The 21903-nt window shown below is 60.0% G+C and carries 24 protein-coding genes and 1 pseudogene; 8 read left to right on the top strand and 17 right to left on the bottom strand.

From position 1 onward, the window contains the following. The 16 genes from EN943_RS20185 to EN943_RS20105 form a co-directional block, all read right to left on the bottom strand. The coding region (locus EN943_RS20185; protein WP_164778277.1) for a hypothetical protein at positions 1–909 on the bottom strand (909 nt) is incomplete at its 3' end. Continuing rightward, positions 906–1634, bottom strand: a complete 729-nt coding sequence (locus EN943_RS20180; RefSeq protein ID WP_127414336.1) for a hypothetical protein — start codon at positions 1632–1634, stop codon at positions 906–908. The genes EN943_RS20180 and EN943_RS20185, both read right to left, overlap by 4 nt. After that, entirely contained in the window at positions 1634–1918 is a 285-nt protein-coding gene (locus EN943_RS20175) for a hypothetical protein (protein WP_127414335.1), read from the bottom strand. Before EN943_RS20175 ends, EN943_RS20180 begins: the two co-directional genes overlap by 1 nt. After that, a complete protein-coding gene (locus tag EN943_RS20170) occupies positions 1918–4284 on the bottom strand; it encodes a hypothetical protein (protein WP_127414334.1) in 2367 nt (788 codons plus the stop codon). Before EN943_RS20170 ends, EN943_RS20175 begins: the two co-directional genes overlap by 1 nt. Next, complete coding sequence (locus EN943_RS37680; protein ID WP_164778276.1) at positions 4281–5789, bottom strand: terminase family protein; 1509 nt, start codon at positions 5787–5789, stop codon at positions 4281–4283. The genes EN943_RS20170 and EN943_RS37680 overlap by 4 nt, the downstream gene beginning before the upstream one ends. Beyond that, positions 5764–6231, bottom strand: coding sequence for a DNA-packaging protein (locus EN943_RS20160; RefSeq protein ID WP_127414333.1), 468 nt, complete (start codon positions 6229–6231; stop codon positions 5764–5766). Before EN943_RS20160 ends, EN943_RS37680 begins: the two co-directional genes overlap by 26 nt. 876 nt (positions 6232–7107) lie before the next feature. Beyond that, positions 7108–7713, bottom strand: a complete 606-nt coding sequence (locus EN943_RS20150) for a hypothetical protein (protein WP_127414331.1) — start codon at positions 7711–7713, stop codon at positions 7108–7110. Further along, positions 7713–8351 carry a ribonuclease H gene (locus EN943_RS20145; RefSeq protein WP_127414330.1) on the bottom strand — a complete coding sequence of 213 codons (639 nt, stop codon included), beginning with the start codon at positions 8349–8351 and terminating at the stop codon, positions 7713–7715. Before EN943_RS20145 ends, EN943_RS20150 begins: the two co-directional genes overlap by 1 nt. Then, positions 8348–8791, bottom strand: a complete 444-nt coding sequence (locus EN943_RS20140; RefSeq protein WP_127414329.1) for a hypothetical protein — start codon at positions 8789–8791, stop codon at positions 8348–8350. Before EN943_RS20140 ends, EN943_RS20145 begins: the two co-directional genes overlap by 4 nt. A 34-nt stretch (positions 8792–8825) precedes the next feature. Further along, positions 8826–9182, bottom strand: coding sequence for a hypothetical protein (locus tag EN943_RS20135; RefSeq protein ID WP_127414328.1), 357 nt, complete (start codon positions 9180–9182; stop codon positions 8826–8828). Further along, the gene (locus EN943_RS20130) at positions 9179–9454 is read right to left on the bottom strand and encodes a DUF6074 family protein (RefSeq protein ID WP_127414327.1); all 276 of its coding nucleotides are present in this window, start codon (positions 9452–9454) and stop codon (positions 9179–9181) included. Before EN943_RS20130 ends, EN943_RS20135 begins: the two co-directional genes overlap by 4 nt. Beyond that, positions 9455–10423, bottom strand: coding sequence for a hypothetical protein (locus EN943_RS20125; RefSeq protein WP_127414326.1), 969 nt, complete (start codon positions 10421–10423; stop codon positions 9455–9457). Between the two features lie 179 nt (positions 10424–10602). Beyond that, complete coding sequence (locus tag EN943_RS20120; RefSeq protein ID WP_245475915.1) at positions 10603–10950, bottom strand: hypothetical protein; 348 nt, start codon at positions 10948–10950, stop codon at positions 10603–10605. A 79-nt stretch (positions 10951–11029) separates the two neighbouring features. Continuing rightward, a complete protein-coding gene (locus EN943_RS20115) occupies positions 11030–11221 on the bottom strand; it encodes a helix-turn-helix domain-containing protein (protein ID WP_127414325.1) in 192 nt (63 codons plus the stop codon). Positions 11222–11658: 437 nt separating this feature from the next. Then, positions 11659–12876, bottom strand: a complete 1218-nt coding sequence (locus EN943_RS20110; protein ID WP_127414324.1) for a site-specific integrase — start codon at positions 12874–12876, stop codon at positions 11659–11661. Positions 12877–13032: 156 nt separating this feature from the next. Further along, positions 13033–13995: a LysR substrate-binding domain-containing protein gene (locus tag EN943_RS20105; RefSeq protein WP_127414323.1), complete on the bottom strand. Its 963-nt coding sequence runs from the start codon at positions 13993–13995 to the stop codon at positions 13033–13035. Positions 13996–14121: 126 nt separating this feature from the next. Here EN943_RS20105 and EN943_RS20100 point away from each other — a divergent pair, with 126 nt between their 5' ends. From EN943_RS20100 to EN943_RS20065, 8 genes are all read left to right on the top strand, one after another. After that, positions 14122–14988, top strand: a complete 867-nt coding sequence (locus tag EN943_RS20100) for a pirin family protein (RefSeq protein ID WP_127414322.1) — start codon at positions 14122–14124, stop codon at positions 14986–14988. 108 nt (positions 14989–15096) lie between these two features. Next, entirely contained in the window at positions 15097–15777 is a 681-nt protein-coding gene (locus EN943_RS20095) for an isochorismatase family protein (protein WP_127414321.1), read from the top strand. 290 nt (positions 15778–16067) lie between these two features. Beyond that, entirely contained in the window at positions 16068–16865 is a 798-nt protein-coding gene (locus tag EN943_RS20090) for a sterol desaturase family protein (protein WP_127414320.1), read from the top strand. Positions 16866–16965: 100 nt separating this feature from the next. Continuing rightward, positions 16966–17664: a DUF2161 domain-containing phosphodiesterase gene (locus EN943_RS20085; RefSeq protein WP_127414319.1), complete on the top strand. Its 699-nt coding sequence runs from the start codon at positions 16966–16968 to the stop codon at positions 17662–17664. A gap of 56 nt (positions 17665–17720) precedes the next feature. Beyond that, the gene (locus EN943_RS20080; protein WP_164778275.1) at positions 17721–18128 is read left to right on the top strand and encodes a DUF930 domain-containing protein; all 408 of its coding nucleotides are present in this window, start codon (positions 17721–17723) and stop codon (positions 18126–18128) included. 179 nt (positions 18129–18307) lie between these two features. After that, positions 18308–18970, top strand: a complete 663-nt coding sequence (locus tag EN943_RS20075; RefSeq protein ID WP_127414317.1) for a TerC family protein — start codon at positions 18308–18310, stop codon at positions 18968–18970. A gap of 136 nt (positions 18971–19106) precedes the next feature. Next, complete coding sequence (gene rimO / locus EN943_RS20070; RefSeq protein WP_127414316.1) at positions 19107–20420, top strand: 30S ribosomal protein S12 methylthiotransferase RimO; 1314 nt, start codon at positions 19107–19109, stop codon at positions 20418–20420. A 99-nt stretch (positions 20421–20519) separates the two neighbouring features. Next, a complete protein-coding gene (locus tag EN943_RS20065) occupies positions 20520–21626 on the top strand; it encodes an acyltransferase (protein ID WP_127414315.1) in 1107 nt (368 codons plus the stop codon). A 46-nt stretch (positions 21627–21672) separates the two neighbouring features. On the opposite strand, the pseudogene EN943_RS20060 reads toward EN943_RS20065, so the two are convergent. Then, a pseudogene (locus EN943_RS20060) lies at positions 21673–21903 on the bottom strand (BMP family ABC transporter substrate-binding protein); the annotation flags it as partial.

Genomic DNA, 21903 nt, shown 5'->3' with positions numbered 1-21903 from the left:
GGCGTTGACCGTGCCGTTCATGGTGCCAACATTGGCGTTCACCGTGCCGAAGGCGGCCGCGATATCGGAAGCGTCTGCCGGATCAGGCGGCAGATTGGCCGTCTTGGTGCTGATGCCCGCAAGCTGAGTGTCGAGATTGGCCGAAGCCATCCCGACGGCAGTTCGCACGCCCGGTGCGTCCAAATCGTTGAAGCCGGTCACTCCAGTTCCCTTGGTCAGGACAATGTTCGTGCCGCCCGTCAAGATGCGCGTGGTGGTCGACCAAACGGCATCGAGCGCGTTGGCCGCGAACTTGGCGGCGGTGAGAGCGCCGGCTGCAAAGGTGTTGGAAGTGATCGCTCCCGAATTCCACGCTGTGCCGCCGGCATTGACCACATTCACGCCAAGCTGGGCTGCTGCGGTATTCACCGTCGCGCCAGCAATCTGAGTAGCATTCGCGGCCACAACGCCCGCCGTAAGGCTGATCTGGCCGGTTCCGGCGCCAGACGACAGAAGCACGCTTGCACCAATGTCCCGCGGGGTCTGCGCAGTGCCGGCGACTGCCGAAACATCAACCCTGCCATTGGCGTCTACAAGCTGGGTTCGGCCGCTCGTCGTGTCGCGGCGGAATAGCTCAACAACCCGGATTACAGGAGCCATGCCCGCCACGTTGATATGAACGACGTATTCCTCTGCGTCGGAGGCCGCCGCGATGGTGGTATCTTCATCAACGAGGAGGCGGTAAAGACCGGGACAGTTGACGCTATCCAATTCCACGATGGTCGGGGTGGTGTAGAACGCACGATTGAGGCCGTTGCGCTCGCGCAGGACGGTGAACCCTGTAAGGCCAGTCTTCTTTGTCTTCAGGTCAACGCTATCAACGGCGACGAAGTAAATGTTCTGGTCGATCTTGCCGGATGGGATTCTCATGGGCTTGGAGCCACTTCGCCGTTCAGGCCAACACTAAAAAAATCGCATTCGGAATTAGGATTAGCAGTAACTTGCTGAAGACCAACCCAACCGGCTCCCGGAATAGCTGCATCGGATACGGTGTCATCCCACGCTCCAGGCTCAGCCGCGCCATCGTGCCACGTTTTACGAGTAATTGTTGAGCCGTTTACTCTAGCCCGATGCCACAACCAATCATTCACCGCATAATTTGGTGACGGAATGTCATCACCGCCAACTCCTACTACAGTTGCGGCCCCTGAAACATACTTATGTAGATTACTGATCGCTAGTGTAGTAGTTGCTATTCCAGAGATAGATCCTCGCCAACCTGTTTCGGTGCCGGTGGAGCCAGACCCTCTCATATAAATAGCCAAAAAGTTATCACTAACTGCATATGCTTCAATAGCTCGTACTCTCATAAGTACTTCAACATCAGCGGTCGATGGTATGCGATCCCAAGATAACCCTTGTCTTGCAGCGGCAGTTTTCGTCCAGCGTAAAGCCTTACCCCCAAGGGAACCGGGTACAGTTTGAACTAATGCTGTAAATCCAGTACCATATTTGCTGGTCCAATCGGACGGCTGCGTTCCCACGGTGTATTCCGAGAAGAACGTCATGTATTGGTTCACGCCGATGATCGGGTTCAGCAGCCCCTCCATGAACTGGATAGGCTGGCCGGGGTAGAACTGCCCCTGGTCAAACATTAGCTGTTGAGATCCACGGCAGCGACAGCATCGGCCTTGGCCTTCAGCGCGTTGAATTCCGCCGTCATCTTGGTGAGCTGCGCCTTGATGGTGGCCTCATACGCGTTGCTGGTGCCATATGCGGTCACCGTGGCGATGACATCGGCAAAGTCGTTCGGGATCGCGGCTAGAGCCACCGAAGCAGATCCGGCATTCGCTTTCACCTTGATCATCACCTGGCGCTGATCGCTGAGGCGCGCGGCGATTGCTGCCATGCCAACTTGGATTTCACTGGTGGTTGCCATTACTGCATTCCCTGTTGCTGCTGAGGCTGCACTGTCTCGACGCCAATGGCCTTGCCGTCAGGCCCCTTCACGATGCGCTTGGGAGCGGTAAGCGCCTGGGTAACCATCGCCATGAACTGACCCATCTGGCCCATCATGGCGGCGTTCTGGCGCTGGATTTCGGCAACCACGTCGATGTCGGGAGAGGAAGGCGCGGCAGGCGCTTCGATGTCCGGCAAACCGACCTTGATGCGCTCCAGCGACCGTTGATCGCGGCGCGCTGCGGCCTCTGCGGTGTACTTCGCGGCTTCCGAACGCTGCTTTGCCCTTGCGTCGACCTGCTTGGCCTCGATGTCAGCCGCCTTTTCCTTCATGGCCATGTCGTGCAGCTGGGCTTTCATCTGCTTTTCTGCCTGACGGTCCGCCGCGTCGGCTTCCATTTTCTGTTGCTGCGCCTTGGCGTCGGCTTCGGCCGCCAGCGCTGCCGGATCGGGCTGTTGCGGCTTCGGCTGCGCGCCCATCTGCTTCATCTTTTCGGCAAACTCGTCGATCGCGGCGTCCATGCTGCGACCTGGCCGGAATGGCGCGACAGCGAACTTCAGCAACTCGGCGGCAAAGGGCGCAGTCTCCGGGCGTTCCTGCACCATCGGGGCAAGCTGGGCCAGCGTGCCGCCCAATGCCGTCAGGAACTCGCTGCGGCGCTGTTTCTCGGCATTCTCGTCGGGCTGGATCGTGCTGTCGGTCTCGATGTCGAGGCTGAACGGCCGGATTTTCTGATCGTGCAGGAAATCCATCACCTGTTCGATAGTGACGGTCTTTTTCAGCTCGTCGATCTGCTGGGCAATCTGCGCGATTTGGCTCTGTGCCTGCTGCATGATCTGCTGCGCGGCGTCCGGGTTCTGCTTCGCCATCTGGACGACTTCAGGGTCTTGCTGTGCCTGCGCCAGCTCCTTCTCAATCGCCTTTGCCTGCGCCTCCAGCGGCTTCACTTGCTTGGCGATATCCGCGTCGGTCGGCAACTCCATCTGGGCCATGTCGACCAGCGTTGCCTGCTGGAAATTCTCGGCCATGATCTCGGCGACAATGCGCGCCGCGTCACGGGCAATGCGCACGAGCTCGTTCTGCCGGTCCCGGATGCGGACAGACCCGTATTGCGTCTTGATCTGCTGCGCGCCCAGCGTCTCGTTCGGGTTGCTCTCGCCCCGCATGATGTCCGACAGGCCGCTGATCTGATAGATATCCTCGATCAGTTCCTTACGAAGCGCGATGAGCTGCGTGATGGTCGAGGCCACCATATCGGTCGGGAGCCAGACAATGGTGTCCTTCGCCGATCCGTTGCCGAAAGCTGCCCAATTGCTGATCGGGACCATGATCTGGCGCGGATCGCGGGTCTTCACCGCGGCCTCGATCGCATCGCCGATTTCACCAGCGCCGGCCGGATAGAAGCCGCGAACCTGAAGCGCTTCGGTCAATGCCGAAATGCGGTTGGTGATGTCGTTGATTTCCTCGATCTGGTCCTTGTAGAAAACGTAATCGGGGACCGGGATCAGGCTTTCGGGCTGCAACGTGCCATAGGCCGGTTGAGGGCACGGGAAGAAGTCTTCAAGGTTCAGGTGCGGCTTGCCTTCGTCCAGCACCACGTCGACACCGGGCGAAATCCAAACCACCTTGTTTTCGGACTTCGACCAGAGTTCCCAAACGCGAGCCTTCAGCTTGCCGTCGCTGTTGTTCTTGTCGTCCTTGCGCTTGGCGAAATCGGCATCCTGATACGCCTTGCCCGATGTCGCTGCGAAACGCTTGCGCATCTCTTTGCGGGTCATCCAGGCGCCGCCGGCCACCCAGTCGACTTCCTTCCAGTTCCGGGCCGGATCGTGCGCGAAGTCGCGTCGGTTTTTGAACTCGATGCAGACCGATTCCGTGTACCCGTTTTCCTTGCTCTTGGTCTCGTACCGGATCCACATGCAGCCGCGTGCCAGCGTGGCCAGGTCGTCGCGCACCAGGCGCATCACGCCATCAATGTTTTCGCGGTCGAACGTGACACATGTGGTGCGCTCCAGAAGCTCGGATGCTGCGCGCTGGAGTGGGCGCCTGTCCTGAAACCGTGGCGCTACAGCAGGCACCGGAGGCCGGGAATACATCGACGGCTTCAGAACCTCGATGTTCGCCCAGAAGATTTGAAACTCGCGGTCGCGGGTCGCATTGGCCAAGCGCTCCAGATCGGCATACCGCTTCTGGATATTGGTGCACCGGGTCTGATAGTCGGCAAAGCCGGCCTTTTCGAAATCCGTGATGAGCTTCAGCCATCCCTTGGAGGCCTTCGGCTTAAGCGACGGGTCGACCGCCTCGTCGGCGGCGCTGTCGATATCGTCGTCGGTGTCGTCGCTCATATGGCAATCCTTCGGCCGCGCGTGCCCTCTGGCGGGGCAGGCAGCTTCACGTGGCCTTTCGGCACTGTCGGATCAGGAACCTTGCTCTTGCCGGCCCATGGCCTCGACATGCACGCATATCGCGTCTCGTCGGCGGCATGGTCTTCCTGCTTGGTGTCCAGGTCTTCCGCGTTTGCCTCGTCATGCTGAAGCGCCGGCAAGGTTCGAATGGTGTGGATGCAGGTTTCGAAGAAGAACAGCATTGGCCGACCGTCTTCGTCGCCAGTTAGTCGACCGCGCAACTGATCCCAGCCGCCCATGGCGCCGAGGTGAGCCGTTCGCTTGTTGTCTGCCTTGCGGAAGGTCGAACCGTTGGTTCCGTTCGTCCCCTTGGTCATGCGCTCCGCGATCGACGGACCGCCATCCTGGGCGAACGCCGCTGGATCAAGAACGCCGTAAGAAATCGTGTCCTCGTAGTCGCGTTGGCGAACACCAGCGCCGACGGCTTCGGCATGGAGCTTCAGGCCGGCATCGGGAATGAACTTGCCCGAGCTATCCAGCTTAATCCCGTACCATTCCCGATATTTGACCAGTGCACCGCGAGGCATCACGACACCCGGCGCAATGATCGTGTCATCGGAGGCCACGGCGTACCAGCCAAAGCAGAAAGGTTTGGCGCTGCCCCAGTCTCCGGCTCTGAAGCGTGTCCAGTGTTCGGGAATGTGGAAGGGCTTCACCACATGCCGGCGGCGTTCGAAGTTGTCGAAATAGGCGCCCTCGACGATATCCCAGTCGCCGTATCGCATCGCCTTGACCAGGCCGTCAGAGCCAAGGCCATACAGCCGATCCTCATAACCGGGATCGTTGTCGTTCATCGACGGGTTGTCTTCCAGGCGCGCCGGGATGAACTGGCGCAGCATTCCGCCTTCTGATCTCGACACGCGATAGGTCGCGTATTCCGTCGCACCGTCGATGAAGGTGCTCTTGACGAACTGATGGCCGATTCCGCCAGGATTGCCGCCGCACAGTATCCGAGGAAATTTCCCGACATACTTTGCCGGCAGCTTCACGCCGACCATGCGCACGCGATTGCGGAGGAACCGATAAATCTTCTCCGTGAAGTGGGTAAGCTCGTCGATCAGCAGCACGTGGATTTCCGCGCCCTGATACTTGAACCGATCCTTCTCATTGAAGCAGTGGCACAGGTAGATTTTCGAGCCGTTCCAGAAGCGGATTTCATCCTCGATGATCGTGCAGAAGCCACATGCGACCCAGCCGGCGAGCAACGCTCGAAACCCGTGCGGGCCTTCCATGTGGTTCTTGATCAGATCGTCATGGATGCGCCGGAACAGATAGACCTGAAGGCCAGCGATTTCGGTGCACCACGTAATCGCAGCCGCGCGCATCAGGTGAGACTTGCCGCCCCCAGCCGCGCCACCATAGAGCGTTTCAGTCGCTTCGGTGTTGAATGCGATCCCCTGTTTGGGATGCAGCTCCAGGTCAAGAACTGCTGCGGACTGTGACATTGACCACAGGGACGAGCGGCAACGGTTCGCCGTCTTTGCCGGTGAGTTCGGATTTGTCTGCAAGCCCGAGCTCGCGAGCGATGATGTTCGCGTTCAGCAGATCGGCGGAAGCACCTTCGAACTTCTGGGTTCGAATGATATCCTCGACCTGGCTGGTGATGTACTGAAAATCTTCGCGCTTGGTGTACTCGGCCCAGGTCACACGGCCGATATCGAGGAAGATGCAGAGCCCCGAAATCGTCATGGCGCGCATCTTCGCTACGTTCTCTATCTTCACCTCGCCCTGATACGCAAAGGGCTTGGCCTCATAGAGCGGGTGCGCATCGACCCATTCGAAGTACTCGCAACATGCAATCCACAGCTTCTCGGGATCGATGAAGATCGGACTGCGGCCATGTGAGCTACGGGCCTTCCAAAACTGGTTTCCAGCGGGTGCGGGCATTGATGGTCTCCCCGGTCTGAGCGGGCGCAGGCATTTGCGAAAAGTTGTGAGCTTTTACAAATTGCTCAATTCGACCGACGGCTGATTGCGACAGCACGGCAAATCTGCACAGCAGCTATGCACGATCCACGATTGCAGAAATCGCTGGGCAGCGAGTAGATTTCCATTGCCGGCCATCTACTCCTCCCAGATGCGATGCCGGCGCTGAATGGGGTGCACCTCCTCCCGCGCCACTTTCGAAAATCGAGCCCGCTGCCACCTCCTCCCGGCAGCGGGCTTTTTTCGTTTCCGCCAGAGAAGACGACAGTGGCAAGCCTACGTGTTGGCCTGCGAAACCATTCGTAAACCATGCCAACACGGTAAATATTTTATGTCGAACCGATCAGGTTGCAGAGGGTTGTGGGCGGGTCTGCAACAAAGAGGCCCAGCCGATCCATGCACCGCTTACCCATCTTGCCCGCCCTGTTGATCTCCTTCGGGATCGCCTACGGAATTTGCGCCTGGGCGACATCGGACAAGCCGGTCAGCTTCTTTCAAGCCCAGGCATCCCCCCCTGCAGTTGGGCGGAACAACCGATCCCTTTGAATAATAGCTGCGACGCCACGGAAGGTGAGCCGCGCCTGCTTGGCTGTGCTGATTTGTGGCGCCAACTGTTCGCAGTGCTTTCTTCCCTCATAGGTGAAGAAAGGAGGACGCTATGAGGGACATACTGATCGCAGTGGCTTACGCGCTTCTGCTCATCGCCCATCTGATCTAAAAACGAAAGCCGCCCGGTTTGACCCGAGGCGGCTTTCGCAAACAAAAACCCGCCTCCTTGGGCGGGCTCTCGGCGCAGTTCTGCGAATGGCAAATCAATAGGGGGTTTCGCGTTGAAAGTCAACGCTGATTACCCGCCAAAAAATTGAAGTGCTGCGCACAGGTCCGTAGATCGTGGTGCAGCACCGGCGCCATTTCTCGCTCGTTTGCCCCGTGCTTCATCGCGATCTGCGCGGTGGTCAATCCGGTTACGCAGTAGTCAATCAACCGCTCAGACGGAGCCTGCCCCATGACCACGACAAAGCCCTTAAGCTTGTCGATGGCTGCAACCCTTCCATCTGATATCCCCGTAGCGTAACCCGATCCAGTCCCGCGCAAAAAGTTTGCCGAACTCGCCACGGCGATCCCGGCCCGCTCCCACAGAACGGCAAGATGACTGCCGGCGTGGAAAAGCGCGTCTTGCTTCTTCCGGCCATAGCGCCACTCGAATGTGCCTGGACGAGACCGGATCGCCTGCAGCTCACTTCGCTTGCCTGATATGCGAATTTTGACTGCTGAGACCTTGGCGCCGTCCTTTCCACCGTCTGCCCGCCTCAGCTTTGCGACAGCGGCCGGCTGCTTCGCCCTGCCCTTCTGCCGTTCTTCCTGCGTCGTGCGGCGAGACTGCGGCTTTGGCCTCTTCTCGCGGAATGGGACATCGTCGAAACGCTTTTTCCTTCGCGCCATTAAATCCTCGCCGAGTAGTCGAGTTGCTGGCGGATGAGATCGAGTGCTGTCGGCGGCTGCTCAACGACCATTCCACGCCCTATCAGCGAAAGCTCGTCGGCCCGCTCATTGCCGATAATACCGACATGGCCTTTGCACCATTCCAGCGCGATGGGATGAGCAATCAGTGAGCCATCCAACATCTGCCATAGGTCAAGATTGGCGATGACACGGTTCGCCGGCTTGGCGTTCGGGCCGCCGCGGCTCCAGCCGTTTCGTTTCCAGCCATGGCGCCATTCGTTACAACCCGTTACGGTGTACATGCTGTCGGAGATCAGCCGGGCGCCAACGTTTGCAGCCTGGCCGTCAACGTTGTGAGACAGCCACCGCAGCGCCTCCAGTGCAGCCGTCAGTTCCATCCGCTGATTTGTGGTGTCCTGATCACCCCCGCTTGCGGAATGGATCTCCACCCCGTCGCGATAGGCGACGAAGCCCCAACCACCCGCACCAGGATTCGGTTCGCAGCAGCCGTCAGCGTAAAGCACCAATCCAAGGGGGACCTTAATGTCCTCGCCGGAAAGTTTCGTAACGGCTGGTAACGTTACATCACGTGACACGTTGGCGGTCACGTGACCCTTTCGCCACCTACGGTCGCTCATGGGCGGATATCCATCACTTCGTAGAGTATGTCGAACCGCTCGCTTTTCGGCCTCTCCTTGAACCTGGTCGGATTGGCTTCGAGGCGCCGCTCACGTTCAAGCCGGTCAAGTTTCTCGCCTTCAGTTTCGAACTGCCGGACAGTCACACCCTTTGCGCGGATCGCCGACAGGACAATCCTTAGTTGCTCATCACTCAACTCAGCCTTGAAGGTCTGGCGCCGGCCGTTCTCCAGAAGATCGACCTGCCACCCCCAGCCGGCTTGGTAATATTCGATGACGTGGTTCGGCCGGCGATATCGGAACCGCTCAGCGCGCCCGGTAGTTGCCAGCCGTTCGCTGTTCGAGCGGCCGAGCAGCCTTTGCGCCATCCGCAATTCTTGAGCATCCAGGCCAGTGAGCGCCGACGCCGGCTTCCAGCCCGCCAGCAGCTTTTCGGCCATGCGATCCAACTGTTCGTCCGTTAGGTCGAAGGAGTCATCCGCCATTTTTGTTGTGCTCCTTCATCTCTTCGAGCACCTTTTCCATGGCCTTCAAGACTTTGTAGGCGGCACTCGTCGTGGTCAGGACGACGATATGGTCATCCCTCTCGAAGGCGGCATCTCTCTCCTGGCGGATCACCAACCCGCCGAACTGGTTCATATAGACTGCGATAGCCCTCTGTTCGCGGATCACCATTTCCTCGCTGTCGATTGCCCAAGGGTCGTCATCTTCATCATCGTCCGGTTCGGCCTCGGTGCCGGCGGTTGGCGAGACATGCGCCGAGGCGCGCCGTTCTTCGGCGAGCGCATCGAGCCCGGCCAATGCTTCTTGCGGGGTTATCTTCTTCGTCATGCCGCGTCCCCATCCCGTTGAGCCCCCGACGAGCGCAGTGCGTCGAAGACGACCATGGCGAACTTTTCGATTTGGTCGTTGATAACGCTGCGGTCATGGATGCCGCAGACTTGCAGCCGCCCTATTTGCTGGCGAACTGTCGACCGCCAAAAGCGATCAGCCGCGAGACCGTGGCGCCTTTCCAGAACGCCGATGGTTTCGCGCACCAGACGAATGTTGCGGTGCAGAGGAAAGGGAACGATCGATGCCGGTTTGGTCGGGTTCTGTTCCATCTAACTCGCTGCTCCCATACGGTTGAGCACTTCGTCCCCGTCGCACTGTTCGGCGCCGCCGTTGGTGTTTACGGCACCATGTCTGCTTTTGAGGGAAGGAAGGGGCTTTGACGGCAGCGCCACGACGACACCCGCCGAGCCCGAGGCCAGCGCCGCATTCCGCCCTACGGGCGGGCCTTCGGCCCCGATGACGATAGATTTTTTTGCGAGCGTGAGCGAGCTTGGACCCCGTGAGGGGGCCTCTTGCGACGGGTCGACTGGCACCGATGAGACAAGTGTGTCGCTTTTGGTAGACAAACCTACTAGCGACGGACCCGTCTCACGAAAGCGCCGATACCATTGGGCGCGAGAAATCCGCTCGGCATCCCATGGTCGACTTTTGGACAGAGAATTTTTGGCCAGCCAGCTTTCGCGAGGCTCGACACCCCGCGCGCGCCGCTTTGCCGTCTGCCTCGACCGATCCCCCGACCGTTTGACATCTTTGGCAATGCCTTTGCGGACGCGGGCCGAAAAATCGCAGGCCCCCATCGTTTTGATTTCGAGCGCCGTCCGTTCCAACAGGGTCAGGCAAATCTTGCGGGCCGCTTCGTCGGCCTTCATCTGGTACTTGCGGCCAACTAGCATGTTGAGAATCGGGCGGATGATTGTTCCCGCCCGCTGCAAGGCCCACGGCGCCCAGCGGTGGCACCAGTCGGCCAAGACCTTATCCAGATCGAGCCCCTTGCTCTGGCAGTGGGCATTGAGCGAATACGCGGCGACCTCAATGAACAGGTCCGCGTCGTCGGTCTCGGGCAAGACCACACCGTATCGGCTGGTAATGATCCGTTCCAACTCACGCACACGAGCATTGTTGATTTGAAACGGCCCGGTGCGCTTCGGCTTGTCGGCCAGGATGCACCGGCCGACTTTCAGCTTGCCTGTCCGGTTGGCGCGATGCCGCGCCTTGGCAGCGTTGGCGGCGATGCTCATCTAGTGAGCCCTCGCCCGTATCAGCGCCGCTTGCCGGCAGGCCTCGACCGCGTCTTTGAGCGGCAGGGAGAACCGTTCCTGAAGTTGCGGGATAATCGCCTTTGTCCGATCAGCCGACCCTGTAGCCAGCCAGGAGGCGGCGAGGTCGACAGGGCTTTGAGTATTGCCCGATTGAGCGCTCATGCAGCGGCGCTCAAGTCTTCGAGGATGGTGACGGAAGTCTCCAGCTTATATCTCGAATGTGTAGATGGGAACGGCCCACCGTGCGCTTCACGTGGCGACGAGATGGTGAAGCCCGCCTTTCTCAGCAGCAGGATATAATGGGAAACGCGAACTCCGGTAGGCAGCTCAAGCGTGGTGACGCCGCGCTTGCCGACCTTCACCAGTTCCCGCATCATCCACGCGGCACGACCGTCGAGTGTGACCGTGCGGCCATCCGGCTCGATACGAACCGTGACTGTGGACTTCTTCGGCGGCAGCACCGGATTTGATTTTGCCTGGAAGGCATGCCCTGCTATGTCATTCATTGTCTGGTTCCATTCGTAATCTTGAAGGGGTTGTGAAAAACTATCGGGATCAGATCGGCGTGAGTGGTCTGCAAACCGCTCACGCTTCCTTCTTTCCTTCGGGAAGGCTATCGAGCCAAGCTTCCGCATCTGCCCTGCGGATCAGGGTCTTCCTGCCGGCCTTCTTGTAGGGAATGCGGCCGGCCCGCATTTCCTCGTAAAGCAGCGAGCGGCCTACACCGAAGGCGGCACAAAATCCCGCCACGGTAAAAGCGTTTGGGCTTACTTCCATTTGCATTTCCTTCTTTGGTTACGCGTCAAAACACGCCCGCGATTTCGTACGGATTATAGCGGAATGAGGACTCGCCGTGCGACCCCTAAATTCGGTTATCCCTCGACATTTTATTGTCTTTGTATTCCAGATGGTTAGGCGATGTTTATCCACAGGTTGTCCACACAGACGTTCGGCATTCGTTCCCGATAAGCCAAAGGCCGATCGAGAGCCATTAAGAGCCGCTGTTTTCTCTGGATTTCAAAAGGATGACAGAAAAACAGCAGGGCGCGAGCCTCTTGGGAGAGGCTTCTGCAAGTGCGGCCAAGCTAACTAAGCTGGACCAGGTCCCTCAAAACTGATTTTTCCGAGTGTCAACAGAACACGTTATGAATCTCGTTGATTTGCAAGCGCAAGTCAACAACCGCCAGCGCAAGCCGGTGGAATTACCACGGCTTTTATTGAACAACCCGAAGGTTTCCTTTTGATCCGGTGGCGTTCAGGAAGTTTGCCCAAGCAGACATTAGCTTGCGGCGCTTCTCCAACGCATCCGACCGACGATAGGCATTCTCGACAGCGTCGCCGACCTTGTGGGCGAGTGCTGCTTCGGCGACCTCACGCGGGAAACTGGTCTCATCGCCGGCCCAATCGCGGAAGGCAGACCGGAACCCGTGCGGTGTGAAATGTCCGACTTCCATGCGCCGCATCTGCATCGTCATCGCCATGACCGACAACGGCACCTCAACAGCTCGCTTGCTTTCGCCAGGAAAGACATAGTCCGACACGCGCGCATCGTAGAGAGGCGTCAGAATAGCCAGGGCGGCATCAGTCAATGGCACCCTATGAAGGACGCCGGCCTTCATGCGATCAGCCGGCACAGTCCAGACCTTTTCGTCCAGATCGAATTCGGGCCACTTGGCGCCCAGCACTTCGCCCGAGCGCGCAGCCGTCAGGATGAGGAAGTCCATCGCCTTCGCCGACATAGCCTCAGACGCCCGCAGGCGCTTCACAAACGCTGGCACATCAACGTAGGGCATCGCCGCATGATGCCCGCGTGACAGCTTCTTGCGCTTAGCCAGGAGGTGTTGCAGGTGACCGCGCCACAAGGCCGGGTTTTCTCCCGATCGATGACCGGCAGCTTTCGCCGCATCCAAGACCCGCTCAATCCGACCACGCAGCCGTTGCGCCGTTTCCGGCTTCTCGAACCAGATCGGCTTCAGGATCTCCAGAATGTCGGCCGTGTCCACCTCGTCCACGGGCTTCTTGCGGATCGACTTGCAGTAGGCATCGCCGAGGGTCATTTCCCACTGTGCCTTGTGCTTGGCGTTGCGCCAGCCCTTGCCGACAGCAGCGATCAGGTCTTCGGCGCACTTTGCGAATGTCGGTTTTTCGGTCTTGGCTTCCGTGTCGATCGGATCGAGGCCACGGCGCAGACGGTCCCGGCAATCAGTGGCGGCGATGCGCGCATCCTTCAGAGAGACGGAAGGGTAAGAGCCGAGACCCACTTCCTTCCACTGACGGCCCTTTCCAGAGCCTTTGAAGTGTACGAAGGTCCAGGACTTCGTGCCTTCCTTTTTCGCCAACAGATAGAGCCCGCCGCCGTCGCTATGCCGCCCTGCCTTGAGGCCTTTAGCCCGGATGGTGGTTTCGGCCAGTAAGTTGAGTGAGCGAACCATTCCCTGCAACTCCGTTCCTAACTTCGATGCACGATGTTAGCGGATTCGACCGGACGACTGCAAACGCAGAACGCCGTAAAGCCAAGGGAATCAACGGGTTTTTGGTATATTAGCGGACGATGGCGGACGTAGGTTTGGAAGACACTTCCTCCGCCATTAGAACTCTTCCGGTGAGTCGACAGTGCCAACTGGCCCTGACGGAACGCGTATCTCCTTGTCTTGACCGAGGGCGGCGTATCCCTTTGCGAGGAAATTCAGCAGCGTCCGGATGGACGGCAATAAGCCTCTTCGGGATGGAAACGCCGCATGGATGATGCCGGCCTTCGGTGCCCAATCCGGCAGCAGATCGATCAGCCGTCCCGTCCGTAGATCCTCTTCAACGACGAAGGTTGGAAACTGGCACACCCCGACCCCGCGCAACGCCGCAAGCCGAAGCGCGACCATATCTTCCGTAACGAAACGTGGTCTGTGCCGAATTGTCGAGACAGCGCCGTCGGGCCCGTAGAGACGCCATTCATGCTCCAGCTTGGCGGGGTCCCATGCGAGGCTCGGCAGCGCGGACAGGTCAGTCGGAACGAGAGGTTGAGCGAACGCCTGCGTGAGCGATGGACTGGCGACCAGGCGCTGCGGACTGTCGGCCAGTTTGCGAATGACGAGGCCGCTGTCCTCCAGCGGCGGGAAGCGGACTCGTATGGCGAGATCGAATCCTTCACGGATCACGTCAACCCGGCGGTTTGTGCTCTCCAGCAGAACTTCGACCTTTGGGCACTCTTCCATGAAGCGGGCGATCATGTCGCCGAGCTGGAAATAGATCATCGATGATGGGCAGCTTACACGCACGAGGCCCTGCGGTTCGGACCGCATCCGGTCGATGGACTCCTGAGCCGCTTCCGCTTCTACCGTCATCGCTACGCAATGCCGGTAATATTCCCGGCCGATCTCGGTGACGGCGAAACGTCGGGTCGAGCGATGGACCAGCCGTACGCCGAGACGTTCTTCCAGAAGGCCGATACGGCGGCTCAGCCTGGATCGCGGGATACCGAGTTTACGAGCGGCGGCGGCAAAACCGTTCTGCTCCACGACCAGGGCAAAGAAGCGCAAATCGTTCAGGTCCTGCATGCTGCATCATTGTCCCATTTTCAGGACAGTGTAGCACAGTATTGCCGTCTACCGCGAGATTTGGCCTGCTCATATGTTCCTCACAACCTAACCAGCCGCAAAGGCTCGGCGAAAAGGAGAAGCACCATGAGAAAAATCCTCGGCGTCTACACCGCGCCGCGCGGACATTGGGTCGGCGATGGATTTCCCGTCCGCTCGATGTTCTCGCATGCCAGCCACGGCGAGCATGTCAGTCCGTTCCTGCTGCTCGACTATGCGGGTCCAGCCGAATTCACGCCGACCGACAAGCCGCGTGGTGTTGAGACACATCCGCATCGCGGCTTCGAGACCGTGACCATCGTCTACAAGGGCGAGGTCGAGCACAGGGACTCCACTGGCAAGGGTGGCGTGATCGGTCCTGGCGACGTCCAGTGGATGACAGCGGCCGGCGGTATTCTGCACAAGGAGTTCCATTCCCAGGCGTTTACCCGCAAGGGCGGACCGTTCGAGATGGTTCAACTCTGGGTCAACCTGCCGGCGAAGGACAAGAACATCGCACCCAGCTACCAGACGTTGCTCGACCGGGACATCCCGTCGGTCGAACTGCCGAATGGCGCTGGCAAGCTGCGGGTCATCGCCGGCGAGTATGAAGGTAAGCACGGCCCCGCCCGCACCTTCACTCCCATAGATGTCTGGGATGTGCGGCTCAACCAGGATGGCGCGGCCTCGTTCGCCTTGCCGGAAGGCCACACCGTCGCGGTGATTGTGCTGAAGGGCGCGATCCAGGTCAACGGCGACGCCGTTGCCCGCGAAGCGCAGTTCGTCCTGCTTGATCGCAAGGGCGGCGAGATCAGTCTGGAAGCCAACAGCGATGCGTCCTTGCTGATCCTCAGCGGTGAGCCGATCGACGAGCCTGTCGTCATGCACGGGCCCTTCGTCATGAACACGGCCGACGAGATCCGTCAGGCGATGGTCGATTTCCAGAGCGGAAAGTTCGGACACATCCCCGACTGACGCGATGCCGCCAGTTTCGGGCCTGACCCGGCCGGCGGCCAACGCGCCCAATCTCGGGGAGCGTTTATTCCCACACTTCCAACCCAACCCAACAATCAGGAGAAGGCTATGAGCACCCCAGCAAACTTCAACGGTCAGAAGCCGACCATCGATGCAAACGACGCGGTTATGCTATTGATCGACCATCAGAGCGGCCTGTTCCAGACGATCGGCGACATGCCGATGCCGGTGCTGCGCAATCACGCCGCCGCGCTGGCCAGGATGGCAGCACTCAGCAAGATTCCGGTGATCACTACGGCCTCGGTTCCGCAGGGCCCGAACGGGCCGCTGATCCCGGAAATCCATCAGAACGCGCCGCATGCGCAATATGTGGCACGCAAGGGCGAGATCAACGCCTGGGACAATCCTGATTTCGTGGCGGCGGTGAAGGCGACTGGCCGCAAGACCTTGATCATCGCCGGCACCATTACCAGCGTCTGCATGGCGTTCCCAGCGATTGCGGCGGTGCAAGACGGTTACAAGGTGTTCGCGGTGATCGACGCATCCGGCACCTATTCCAAGATGGCCGAGGAGATCACGCTTGCTCGCGTCGTGCAGGCCGGTGTCGTCCCAATGGATACGGCGGCGGTCGCTTCCGAGTTGCAGAAGACCTGGAATCGCTCGGACGCCCAGGAATGGGCCGAGGTCTATACAAAAATCTTCCCGGCCTATGCGCTGCTCATCGAGAGCTATCTCAAAGCCCAGGAAGTCGTCACCAAGAACGAGCAACTCGATTCTGCGCGCAACTAAACATCCGGACCGGGGCGGAGCCTATGCTCCGCTCCTACCGATGCGGAGCGGCTGGTCGGGCATTGGATGTCTCCTTGCTTACTTGTCGCACTGTAATCGAGAGGCGACGAAGCGTCCCGCCAGTGCAATTCGGCATTAGCGACTGCGGTCAGACATCAGCCTTCATTTTGGAGGGGTATAGCGTAGACACAATCCGCGTTTGCCGACGCCTCTACGCAAGAGGCCTTTAGCCTTTGGAAAGGGAGATGTGGTTCCTCTCAGAGGCGCAGACTGCGCGCAGAGGCGAATCGATGGATATCTTCGGTATCAAGGCACTTTTGATCTGCGCGCTGATCTTCATTCCGTTCGAACATCTGTTTGCCGAGCGGCCGCAGAAGATCTTCCGCAAGGGGTTCGCTGTCGATCTGATCTATCTGCTGTTCAACGGCTTCATCATAAAGCTGGCCATCGTCATGATGGCGGCAGGCGCGCTCGGTGCCGCTGCACTCCTGGTCCCGCAAGCGATAACGCAGGCCGTCAGTGGCCAGCCCGTCTGGCTGCAGGTTGCCGAAATCATCGTGATCACCGATGTCGGCGTCTACTGGACACATCGGGCCTTCCACAAAATCCCCGCGCTTTGGAAGTTCCATGCCGTTCACCACGGTATTGAGGAACTCGACTGGCTCGGGGCCTTCCACAATCATCCCGTCGACGCCATCGTCACAAAGGCAATATCGCTGACGCCGATCTTTTTCCTCGGCTTCTCGGAAGCGTCGATCGCCGTCTTTTCGACTCTCTACCTTGGACATACGCTGCTTGTGCATTCAAACGTGCGGATTCCCTTCGGCCCCTTGAAGTGGCTGATCGCCAGCCCGCAGTTCCATCGCTGGCACCATGCCAACCAGCGCGAAGCCTATGACAAGAACTTCGCCGGGCAGTTGCCTTTCCTCGACATGCTGTTCGGCACCTACAATCCCACCGGTGACAAGGTGCCGGACAAGTACGGCGTCGACGATCCGATCCCTTCCACCTATTTCGGCCAGATCGGCTATCCGCTCCTGCGCCGCAGGAAGCTGCCGAACCGGGCGGTGCCGAACACCGAAGCCTGACGGCTGGCCCGACGGTGCGGCATCCACGCCGGTCCGCTTTCGGGCCGTAGAACGCCGAACGGGAAGGCTTTTCGCCCCGAATCGGCTAAACCTTCGAGGCATGAACGAGACCTCACTCTATGCGCCGGTGAAGCGGTTCCTCGAAAGCCTCGACTTTGTCGTCAAGGGCGAGATCGGCGGCTGCGATGTTGTTGCATTGCGCGAGGGCGAGCCGCCAGTTGTCGTCATCTGCGAGCTGAAGCTGCAGTTCAATCTCGAACTGGTGCTGCAAGGTGTCGATCGCGCGGCGGCCTGCGACGAGGTGTGGCTGGCCGCGCGGATGTCGGCTCGCGGCAAGGGACGCGAAAGCGATGCCAGGTTCCGCAATCTCTGCCGCCGGCTTGGTTTCGGCCTGCTTGGCGTGACCGCGACGGACCGGGTCGAGGTGCTTCTCAGCCCGATCGCGCTGGCGCCGCGCAAGAATGCCCGCCGGCGCTCTCGCCTGGTCGACGAGCACCAGCGCCGTCGCGGCGATCCCGTTGCCGGAGGAGGATCGCGCAATCCGATCATGACCGCCTATCGCCAAAGCGCCCTCGCCTGCGCTGCCGCCATGGTGGATGGCCCCAGGCGGCCGCGGGATCTGAAGGCGGTGACGCCGATCGCGCCCAAGATACTGCAGCACAATGTCTATGGCTGGTTCGCGCGCGTCGACCGCGGCCTCTACGATCTTACCGATGCCGGCCGTGCCTCTTTGGTCCGTTGGCCGCAGGCGTCGCACGATGAATCCCGACACGCAATTTTGAACGAAGCGACCATTTGATTGATGATGCCTGCGGGGTCCGGGACCGTCCCCTTGGTTGATTTATCCGACAAAATATGTTGCTTGTCCCGCCCATGAAGAAGCTCTGCATGACCGCCTTGGCGTTAGTGACACTGAGTTTTCCAGCCAGCGCGATGGACAATGCATTGCGCGCCGGCCTGATGAAACTCGATCCCCAAACTCGCCTTGAGCAGCGTTGCGACGCCGAAGTGCTCGACCGCATCACCCATGACGATCGCAAGTTCAAAGCCGATCGCGTCGTCGCCTACGCCTTTGCGACGCCCGAGATGGGTGCCGATGCCATCAAGAGCCCGGGTGCTGCGTTTCGCAGCAAGGGGCAGTGGTACAGGCTGAAATTCAAGTGCCAGACCGCACCGGACCATATGGAAGTCTTGCAGCTCCGCTACCGGATCGGCGACGAGATACCGGAAGCCGACTGGGCAAAGTATAATCTCTACGATTGATTTGTGATCGGCATGGTTTTGCCTGCTGTCAGCGAGTGCCGCGAACCTTGAATCCGGCTTGACGCAACGATGCTTCGGTGATGCCGCCACGCGTGATCCCTTGACGCCAAGGGACCACCAAGTTAGGGCCTCTGGATAATCGACGAACACTCGGCAAAATCAGCAAGGGCTTCCGGTCGATGGACATTTTTTTCAGCGCTGCCAGCCTGACCGCCCTGCTCCAGGTCATCGCCATCGACCTTGTGCTGGCCGGCGACAATGCGATCGTCATCGGCCTTGCCGCAGCCGGCCTGCCGGCTGACCAACGCAAGAAGGCGATCCTCATCGGCGTGATTGCGGCAACGGTGCTGCGCATCGGTTTTGCCGCCGTTACCGTCAAGCTGCTGGCGATCGTCGGCCTCCTGCTGGCCGGCGGCATCCTGCTGCTGTGGGTCTGCTGGAAAATGTACCGCGAGCTGCGCACGTCACATGCCGACGAGCTGGAAGCGACCGAGGCGCTGTCGAATTCGGACCTCAACAGTGACCAGGCGGTCGCCGGCAAGTCGAAGCGCAAGACCCTTGGCCAAGCTGCCTTGCAGATTGTCGTCGCCGATGTGTCGATGTCGCTCGACAACGTACTGGCGGTGGCTGGAGCGGCGCGTGATCATTTCCCGGTGCTGGTCATCGGCCTCGTGCTGTCGATCGCGCTGATGGGGCTGGCCGCGACTTTCATTGCCAAGCTGCTGCATCGCCACCGCTGGATCGCCTATGTCGGCCTGCTGATCATACTCTATGTCGCGCTGGACATGGTCTATCGTGGGGCGGTGGAAGTCTGGCCACATGTAAACAACGCGGTCAGCTGAGTCTCGGGGACATCCGCGTCTTCACTCCGTGGAAGCAAGATCGCCGTGCGTTTTGCCGCATCGCGGCCCTGCCCATACCCATGCCGCAATAAGTGTGGTACTGCGCCGGCAATCTTGAAAAGCCCGGAAACCCTCTATGTCCGCTCCCCGCGTGAGTTTTGTCAGTCTTGGATGCCCGAAAGCCCTTGTGGATTCGGAACGCATCATCACCCGCCTGCGCGCCGAGGGCTATGAGATCGCGCGCAAACATGACGGCGCCGACCTCGTCGTCGTCAACACTTGCGGCTTTCTCGATTCCGCACGCGACGAGTCGCTCAACGCTATCGGCTCCGCGCTTTCGGAAAACGGCCGAGTGATCGTCACCGGTTGCCTGGGCGCCGAGCCGGACGTCATTCGCGAAAAGCACCCCAATGTGCTGGCGATCACCGGGCCGCAGGCCTATGAGAGCGTGATGGCTGCGGTCCATGAGGCCGCACCGCCTTCGCACGACCCCTATATCGATCTCCTGCCACCGCAGGGTGTCAAGCTGACGCCGCGCCACTACGCCTATCTCAAGATTTCCGAAGGCTGCAACAACCGCTGCACCTTCTGCATCATTCCCGCACTGCGTGGCGACCTCGTCTCGCGACCCGCCGCCGATGTGCTGCGCGAAGCCGAGAAACTGGCCAAGGCCGGCGTCAAGGAGCTGCTTGTCATCTCGCAGGACACCAGCGCCTACGGCATCGACATCAAGTACCAGACGTCGCTGTTCGGCGACCGTGAAGTGCGCGCGAAATTCCTCGACCTTTCGGAGGAACTGGGCAAGCTCGGCATCTGGGTGCGCATGCACTATGTCTACCCCTACCCGCATGTCGCCGACGTCATCCCGCTGATGGCTGAGGGCAAGATCCTCCCTTACCTGGATATCCCGTTCCAGCATGCCTCGCCGCAGGTGTTGAAGAACATGCGCCGGCCGGCGCATGGCGAAAAGACGCTCGAGCGCATTCGCGGCTGGCGCGAGGTCTGCCCGGATCTGGCCATCCGCTCGACCTTCATCGTCGGCTTCCCCGGCGAGACGGATGACGATTTCGAGATGCTGCTCGACTGGCTCGATGAAGCCAGGATCGACCGCGCCGGCTGCTTCAAATATGAGCCGGTCCGCGGCGCCCGCTCCAACGATCTCGGTCTCGAACAGGTCCCGCAGGAAATCAAGGAGGCGCGCTGGCACCGCTTCATGCAGCGCCAGCAGAAGATTTCGGCGACGCAGCTGGCCAAGAAGGTCGGCAAGCGCCTGCCGGTGCTGATCGATGAGGCGCACGGCACGTCGGCAAAGGGCCGCACCAAATACGACGCGCCCGAGATCGACGGCTCGGTGCACATCCAGTCGCGCCGCCCGCTGCGCCAAGGCGATATCGTCACTGTCAAGATCGACCATGCCGATGCCTATGACCTTCATGGTTCGGCGGTCTGACGGGCCGTATTTACTACATTCGGCGATAGTTCAACCGTCTTAACCCGCTCAGCCGCGATACGCTCTATGGTTTGCTGACCGTAGATGCGGGAAATGCGGATGAATACCAGACCGGCGGAACAAAATTACATCGCGACGCTGGACCTGCTCAGGCTGGTCGCGGCGATGGCTGTCGTGTTCTTCCACTATTTCTTTCGCGGCGCGGCTGCCGAGGGCATTCTGGCTGAGGGTTATCCGCTTGCGGCACCGTTCGCCCTCTACGGCTATCTCGGCGTCAATCTGTTCTTCCTGATCAGCGGTTTCGTCATTGCCTGGTCGGCGGAAAACCGCAGTTGGGACCAGTTTGCGGTCGCGCGGTTCGTTCGCCTCTATCCGGGCTTCCTGCTCTGCATGACGATCACCTTCGCGATTGTCTTCCTTGCCGGGTCGCCGCTGCTTTCGGCCTCTTTCGTTCAGTATGCCGCCAATCTGTCGATGTTCGCGCCGGCGTTCGGCCAGCCCTTCATGGACGGCGTCTACTGGTCGATCGTTCTTGAGCTGGTGTTCTACGGATGGATCACGCTGGCCCTGTTCACCGGGTTGTTTCAGAGACGCAAGCTGGAATTGATCTTCATCTGGCTGGCGATCTCGGCCTTGAACGAGTTCTTCATCGGCAGCGGCGCCGCCAGGCTGCTGTTCATCACCGAGTTCGGACCGTTCTTCGCCGCCGGCGTGCTGGTCCACCACCTGCATGCTCATGGCCGTTCACTGCCTGCAATGCTGCTGCTTGCCGCCGCGTTCCTGATCTCCTGCGGAACACTATCTGTGACGCAGCACTGGATGCTTGGCCACTACGGCATTGCCGTTTCGTCGGCCAATCTCGTCGTCGCCAATGTCGTCATGCACGCGGCCTTGATCGGCGCGGTGCTGCTGCGCAATCGTCTGCGGCCGTCGGCGCTCACCCTGGCGCTGGGCGGGCTGACCTATCCGCTCTATTTGCTGCACCAGGAGATCGGCTATCTCGCCATCGATGCCGCAACGCCCCTTGTCGGCAAATGGTTTTCCGCCTTCGGCTGCATCGCGCTCATGCTCTTCGTTTCGTGGGCGATCTGGCGCAGCTGCGAGCGACCCGCGCAGCGGCTGCTCAGGATTTGGCTCGGCCACGCGGTTGATGCTGGCCTGGCGCGGTTTCGTCGCGCCTCTGCCGGAGCACAGCCCGCCGAATGAAAAAGGGCGCCTCGCGGCGCCCTCTTCATTCGATCTCTTGCGCTGCTTACTGCGGCAGCTTGTCGTCGACACCCTTCACATAAAAATTCATGCCGAGCAGCGTGCCGTCATCAGCGACTTCGCCGTCCTTCAGCCACGGCGTGCCGTCCTGCTTGGCGATCGGCCCGGTGAAGGGGTTCCAGCCGCCGGCGATCTTCTTCTCGGTGGCTTCGGCCATCGCCTTCACGTCGTCGGGCATGTTGGTGAACGGGGCGAGCTTGACCGCCCCGTCCTTGAT

This window comes from Mesorhizobium sp. M7A.F.Ca.US.006.01.1.1, from assembly GCF_003997935.1.
Classification (GTDB): Bacteria; Pseudomonadota; Alphaproteobacteria; order Rhizobiales; family Rhizobiaceae; genus Mesorhizobium.
Note: the sequence above shows the minus strand (reverse complement) of the source record. Positions and strands in the feature narration are given on the sequence as shown.